Genomic DNA, 7,087 nt, shown 5'->3' with positions numbered 1-7,087 from the left:
CGATGAAGGACGTGGGAGGCCGCGATAGGCCCCGGGGAGCTGTCAACCGAGCTGTGATCCGGGGGTGTCCGAATGGGGAAACCCGGCAGTCGTCATGGGCTGTCACCTCTGCCTGAATGTATAGGGCAGTTGGAGGGAACGCGGGGAAGTGAAACATCTCAGTACCCGCAGGAAGAGAAAACAACCGTGATTCCGGGAGTAGTGGCGAGCGAAACTGGATGAGGCCAAACCGTATGCGTGTGATACCCGGCAGGGGTTGCGTGTGCGGGGTTGTGGGATCTCTTGTCTGTCGTCTGCCGGCGACAGGGCGAGTCAGAAACCGTTGATGTAGGCGAAGGGCATGCGAAAGGCCCGGCGTAGAGGGTAAGACCCCCGTAGCTGAAACATCAGCGGCTCGTTTGAGAGACACCCAAGTAGCACGGGGCCCGAGAAATCCCGTGTGAATCTGGCGGGACCACCCGCTAAGCCTAAATATTCCCTGGTGACCGATAGCGGATAGTACCGTGAGGGAATGGTGAAAAGTACCGCGGGAGCGGAGTGAAAGAGTACCTGAAACCGTGTGCCTACAAGCCGTGGGAGCGTCGCACAACAAGCTTGCTTGTTGTGTCGTGACTGCGTGCCTTTTGAAGAATGAGCCTGCGAGTTTGCGGTGTGTTGCGAGGTTAACCCGGGTGGGGTAGCCGTAGCGAAAGCGAGTCCGATAAGGGCGATGGAGTAGCACGCTCAAGACCCGAAGCGTAGTGATCTAGCCATGGGCAGGCTGAAGCGGAGGTAAGACTTCGTGGAGGGCCGAACCCACCAGGGTTGAAAACCTGGGGGATGACCTGTGGTTAGGGGTGAAAGGCCAATCAAACTACGTGATAGCTGGTTCTCCCCGAAATGCATTTAGGTGCAGCGTCACATGTTTCTTGCCGGAGGTAGAGCACTGGATAGGCGATGGGCCTTACCGGGTTACTGACCTTAGCCAAACTCCGAATGCCGGTAAGTGAAGTGTGGCAGTGAGACTGCGGGGGATAAGCTCCGTGGTCGAGAGGGAAACAGCCCAGAGCATCGACTAAGGCCCCTAAGCGTACGCTAAGTGGGAAAGGATGTGGAGTCGCAGAGACAACCAGGAGGTTGGCTTAGAAGCAGCCATCCTTGAAAGAGTGCGTAATAGCTCACTGGTCAAGTGATTCCGCGCCGACAATGTAGCGGGGCTCAAGCGTACCGCCGAAGTCGTGTCATCGATGCAATAGGACCAACGTCCGTATCGATGGGTAGGGGAGCGTCGTGTGCCGGGTGAAGCCGCCGTGTAAACGAGTGGTGGATGGTTCACGAGTGAGAATGCAGGCATGAGTAGCGATTCACACGTGAGAAACGTGTGCGCCGATTGACTAAGGGTTCCTGGGTCAAGCTGATCTGCCCAGGGTAAGTCGGGACCTAAGGCGAGGCCGACAGGCGTAGTCGATGGATAACCGGTTGATATTCCGGTACCCGCTGTGTGGCGACAAACATCGAGCCCATTAATGCTAAGGCCGTGAAGCCGCCTCTGATCCCTTCGGGGTGAGGGGGAGTGGTGGAGCCGCTGAACCAAGGTGGTAGTAGGTGAGTGATGGGGTGACGCAGGAAGGTAGTCCAGCCCGGGCGGTGGTTGTCCCGGGGTAAGGGTGTAGCCCGAGCAATAGGTAAATCCGTTGCTCTTGTGGGTGAGACCTGATGCCGAGCCGATTGTGGTGAAGTGGATGATCCTATGCTGTCGAGAAAAGCCTCTAGCGATGTTGCATGGCGGCCCGTACCCTAAACCGACTCAGGTGGTCAGGTAGAGTATACCGAGGCGTTCGGGTGAACTATGGTTAAGGAACTCGGCAAAATGCCCCCGTAACTTCGGGAGAAGGGGGGCCACATCCGGTGACGACATTTACTGTCCGAGCTGGGGGTGGCCGCAGAGACCAGCGAGAAGCGACTGTTTACTAAAAACACAGGTCCGTGCGAAGCCGTAAGGCGATGTATACGGACTGACGCCTGCCCGGTGCTGGAACGTTAAGGGGACCGGTTAGTACGACTTCGGTTGTGCGAAGCTGAGAACTTAAGCGCCAGTAAACGGCGGTGGTAACTATAACCATCCTAAGGTAGCGAAATTCCTTGTCGGGTAAGTTCCGACCTGCACGAATGGCGTAACGACTTCTCGACTGTCTCAACCATAGGCCCGGTGAAATTGCACTACGAGTAAAGATGCTCGTTTCGCGCAGCAGGACGGAAAGACCCCGGGACCTTTACTATAGCTTGATATTGGTGTTCGGTTCGGCTTGTGTAGGATAGGTGGGAGACTTTGAAACTCATACGCCAGTATGGGTGGAGTCGTCGTTGAAATACCACTCTGGTCGTGCTGGATGTCTAACCTCGGTCCGTGATCCGGATCAGGGACAGTGTCTGGTGGGTAGTTTAACTGGGGCGGTTGCCTCCCAAAGAGTAACGGAGGCGCCCAAAGGTTCCCTCAGCCTGGTTGGTAATCAGGTGGTGAGTGTAAGTGCACAAGGGAGCTTGACTGTGAGACTGACGGGTCGAGCAGGGACGAAAGTCGGGACTAGTGATCCGGCGGTGGCTTGTGGAAGCGCCGTCGCTCAACGGATAAAAGGTACCCCGGGGATAACAGGCTGATCTTCCCCAAGAGTCCATATCGACGGGATGGTTTGGCACCTCGATGTCGGCTCGTCGCATCCTGGGGCTGGAGTCGGTCCCAAGGGTTGGGCTGTTCGCCCATTAAAGCGGCACGCGAGCTGGGTTTAGAACGTCGTGAGACAGTTCGGTCCCTATCCGCTGTGCGCGTAGGAGTCTTGAGAAGGGCTGTCCCTAGTACGAGAGGACCGGGACGGACGGACCTCTGGTGTGCCAGTTGTTCTGCCAAGGGCATGGCTGGTTGGCTACGTTCGGAAAGGATAACCGCTGAAAGCATCTAAGCGGGAAGCCTGCTTCGAGATGAGGACTCCCACCCCCATGAGGGGTTAAGGCTCCCAGTAGACGACTGGGTTGATAGGCCAGATATGGAAGCCCTGTAAGGGGTGGAGTTGACTGGTACTAATAGGCCGAGGACTTGTCCATAGCTGCTCGCGTCCACTGTTCGGCTCCCAGGCAACAAACAATCTTGCCGGGGATCATGCTTGAACTCGTAACACCTTTAATTGAAGAGTGTGCTTGTTCGCTGAACCCGGAAATAGGGTTTCGGTGGTCATAGCGTTAGGGAAACGCCCGGTTACATTCCGAACCCGGAAGCTAAGCCTTTCCGCGCCGATGGTACTGCACAGGGGACTGTGTGGGAGAGTAGGTCGCCGCCGAACAATCTTTGAGGACCTGTGGTCCCAGCGTGAGCGCTGGGACCACAGGTCCTTTTTTGTTTTGCATTTGCTTCATTTGGTTTCGCTCGGAGCGCGCTGCCGACTCGGCTGCGTGAGAATGACTGCGGTACCTCGACACGACAGGAGCCCTTCCGATGCCCTCCAACGATGACGGCCGGCGGCCATCCGAGCAGCGCGATCGCGATCGGGATCGCGGGCGTGACCGGGATCGGGATCGGGGTCGGGATCGGTCCGGTGGGGACCGGGGCGGCTACCGGGGCCCGCGGCGGGATGACGATCGCGGGCGGGGTCCGCGGCGTGATGATGAGGGCCGTGGCAGGCGTCCGTACGGGCAGGGTGGCGACCGGGGCGGGGACGAGCGTCGGGGCCAGGGCGGTGGCGGTGGCTATCGCGGGCGGGACGATGACCGGCGCGGTGGTAGCGGCGGCTACCGCGGGCGGGACGATGACCGGCGTGGTGGCGGCGGTGGCGGCGGCTTCCGGGGTCGGGATGACGACCGCCGTGGTGGCGGTGCCAGCTACCGCGGGCGGGACGATGACCGGCGTGGTGGCGGTGCTGGCGGTTACCGCGGGCGCGACGACGACCGCCGTGGTGGCGGTGGTGGCGGCGGTTTCCGTGGCCGCGATGATGACCGTCGAAGTGGCTCCGGTGGCGGCTATCGGGGCCGGGACGACGATCGCCGTGGTGGTGGTGGCGGTGGCGGCTTCCGTGGCCGTGATGACGACCGGCGTGGTGGCGGTGGTGGCGGTTACCGCGGGCGCGACGATGACCGGCGTGGCGGTGGCGGTGGCTATCGCGGGCGTGACGACGACCGTCGTGGTGGCGGTGGCGGCTTCCACGGTCGGGATGATGACCGGCGTGGGGGTGGGGGCTTCCGGCGTGATGGTGATGCCGAGCGTCGCCCCTTCCAGCGGGACGATCGTGGGCCGCGGCGTGATGACGATCGTCGCGGTGGTGGCGGTGGCGGCTTCCGTGGTCGTGATGACGACCGTCGTGGCGGTGGCGGTGGCGGCTTCCGTGGCCGTGATGACGACCGTCGTGGCGGTGGCGGTGGCAGCTTCCGCGGGCGTGACGACGACCGACGCGGTGGTGGCGGTGGCGGCGGCTATCGCGGGCGTGACGATGACCGTCGCGGTGGCGGCGGCTTCCGTGGGCGCGGTGATGATCGCCGTGGCGGCGGCGGCTATCGCGGGCGGGACGACGATCGGCGCGGCGGTGGCGGGGGCTATCGCGGGCGCCGTGACGACGACCGCCGTGGTCCGCGCCGCGACGGGGACAACGGGCGGCCCGACCGCGAGCCGGTGCGTAGGCTGCCGATTCCGGATGACGTGACCGGGATGGAGGTCGACAAGTCGGTTCGGCAGGAGTTGAACAGCCTGCCCAAGACACTGGCCGACGATGTCGCCCGTAACCTCGTCATGGTCGCCAGGCTGCTCGACGAGGACCCGGAGACCGCGTACGGGCACGCCAAGGTCGCCCTGCGGCTGGCTTCCCGGGTCGGGGCCGTACGCGAAGCTGCCGGCTTTGCCGCGTACTCGACCGGGCGGTATCAGGAGGCGCTGGCCGAGTTCCGGGCCGCGCGGCGGATGACCGGGTCGCAGCACCTGTGGCCGATCATGGCCGACTGCGAGCGTGGCATGGGGCGGCCGGAGCGGGCGCTGGATATGGCCGGCGCGGACGAGGTGCAGAAGCTCGACAAGGCGGGGCAGGTGGAGATGCGTATCGTCGCCGCCGGCGCCCGGCGCGACCTCGGGCAGCCCGATGCCGCCGTCGTCACCCTGCAGAGCTCCGAGCTGGCCTCGAACTCCGTGCAGCCCTGGACCGCCCGCCTCCGTTACGCCTACGCCGACGCGCTGCTCGAGGTCGGGCGCGAGGCCGATGCGCGGGAGTGGTTCGCTAAGGCGCTGGAGGCCGATCACGACGGGGCTACGGACGCCTCTGACCGGCTTGCCGAGCTGGATGGGGTGGAGTTCACCGACGCGCTCGATGAGGACGCGGTGGATGAGGACGGCTTCGAGGGCGCGGCGGCTGCCGACGAGGATGAGCTCGATGAGGAGCGCGCGGGCGGTGCCGACACCGACACCGACACCGACTTCGACACCGACTCCGCCCCCGCCGCGGGCGAGGACGGCGCCGAGCGGCCACGCTCCGAGCCTGTGAGCCCCGACGCGCTCATGGACGCCGCCGACGAGGACTTCCCCGTCATCGAGGAGGGCCTCTCCGACCCCAACGAGGAGCGGCCCGTCGCGGAGGACGAGGAGCTCGTCGTGGCGGACGACGAGTCCGTCACCGATGAGGAGCCGGTCGCCGATGACGATCGCCCGGTCGTCGTCGACGATGACGACCGAGCCGACGTCGAAGCCGATGACGAGCGGCCCGCCGACGAGCCGCGGGACGACTGACGCGCCGAGCAAGAGCAGAGCAGAGGGGAGCTGGGCCGTCGGCCCAGCTCCCCTCTGCTCTTGCTCACTCCACCCCCGAAACCCCCAACACCCGCAACACCAGCCCCGTAGCCGGCTTAGGCCCAAACGACGTCGATTTCCGCGGCATAGTCACCCCACGCCGCGCATGCTCCCGCACGACATCCTCCGACACCGGCGCCATCAACACCGCCGTCCCCCCGATCTGCTCCGCCCGCGCCACCGCCGCCGCGGCACCGTGGATGTGGCTGACCTGTTCCGCGCCGTCGTCCCGGATCCCGCACAGCTCGCCCAGGATGAGCTGGTCCGCGATGGCGGCGTCCAGGGGCAGCGGGGCGCCGGCCGCATTGGGCTGGACGTGCGCCGCCACCTGCTCCAGGTCCGGCTCCGTGATCAGGTGATACGCGCCATCGCCCGCCAGCACAAACGCCGGCCCGGCAGCCGCCGCCCTCTCCAGCTCCGCCAGCGCGTCCTCCACCGGCCCCGGCACCGTACGCACCCCCGCGAAGGCGCCGCGCACCGCGCGCAGCACCGCCTCCGTGCCCTGCGAGTGCAGCAGCCGGTGGATCGCCTTCACCTCCAGCGGATAGCGGGCCGTGTCCACCAGCAGCACCAGCCCGTAGTCCCATGGACCCGCCGCGGCGCCGCGCTCGTCCCGTAGCCGCAGATACGTCGCCCAGCGGTGGTGGCCGTCCGCGATCATGGCCTGCCGGTCCGCCAGGTCCTTCTGGACCGTCGCCAGCTCGGCCGGATCCGTGACGCACCACAGGCGGTGGGCGAAGCCGTCCTCCGTGGTCGTCGACAGCAGCGGCGGGCGCTGCGCGACCTGCTCGATGACGGCCGTGGCGCCCATGGCGTGGCCGTTGCTGCGGTAGGCCAGGAGCAGCGGCTCCAGGTTGGCCGCCGTCGCCCGCATCACATTGGCGCGGTCGGCGACGATGTGCTCCATCACGCCCTCGTGCGGCAGCACCACACCCTCCTCGGGGGCCGACAGCCGCAGCGCCCCGACGACGCCGCGCTGCAGCAGCTCGCCGCGGCGCTGCTCGTACACGTACAGCGCGGGCTGCGGGTCCGGCACCAGGACGCCTTCCGCCTGCCAGTCGCGCAGCATGTCGGCCGCGGCCTCCGGCGTCGGGGGGAGGATGAGGCGGACGATGTTGTGCGGGTCCGCCTGTTCCAGGTGGTCCTGGCCGTCCGGGCGGACCACCACGTCGTACGGTGGCGAGGTCACCGCGGCAAGGCTGCGGACCCGCGCCGGTGCGTAGCGGAGGCCCGTGAACGGTTGCAGGTCGAGGCCGGAAGAATGCTGCATGCACCGGATCGTAAGCCGTGTGC

2 protein-coding genes, 2 rRNA genes and 1 pseudogene (1 of these 5 running past the window's edge) are annotated in these 7,087 nt (G+C 65.3%); 4 read left to right on the top strand and 1 reads right to left on the bottom strand.

The annotated features are described in order from the left end of the window. The 4 genes and pseudogenes from ACNNMR_RS07780 to ACNNMR_RS07765 form a co-directional block, all read left to right on the top strand. Positions 1–3,078: ribosomal RNA gene (locus tag ACNNMR_RS07780) — 23S ribosomal RNA — on the top strand; it begins 46 nt to the left of the window's first position. Between the two features lie 119 nt (positions 3,079–3,197). Further along, positions 3,198–3,314, top strand: a 5S ribosomal RNA gene (gene rrf, locus ACNNMR_RS07775). A gap of 165 nt (positions 3,315–3,479) precedes the next feature. After that, positions 3,480–4,664: a hypothetical protein gene (locus ACNNMR_RS07770; RefSeq protein WP_419993788.1), complete on the top strand. Its 1,185-nt coding sequence runs from the start codon at positions 3,480–3,482 to the stop codon at positions 4,662–4,664. Between the two features lie 5 nt (positions 4,665–4,669). Continuing rightward, positions 4,670–5,320 (top strand): annotated as a pseudogene (locus ACNNMR_RS07765) (hypothetical protein); the annotation flags it as partial. Between the two features lie 478 nt (positions 5,321–5,798). Here ACNNMR_RS07765 and ACNNMR_RS07760 read toward each other — a convergent pair. Beyond that, positions 5,799–7,064 carry a DUF1015 family protein gene (locus ACNNMR_RS07760; protein ID WP_419993787.1) on the bottom strand — a complete coding sequence of 422 codons (1,266 nt, stop codon included), beginning with the start codon at positions 7,062–7,064 and terminating at the stop codon, positions 5,799–5,801. Positions 7,065–7,087: the final 23 nt, after the last annotated feature.

It is taken from the genome of Streptomyces boninensis (assembly GCF_048572725.1).
Taxonomy (GTDB): domain Bacteria; phylum Actinomycetota; class Actinomycetes; order Streptomycetales; family Streptomycetaceae; genus Streptomyces; species Streptomyces boninensis.
The sequence above is the reverse complement of the archived record's forward strand: the minus strand, read 5'-3'. Positions and strand labels throughout refer to the sequence as shown.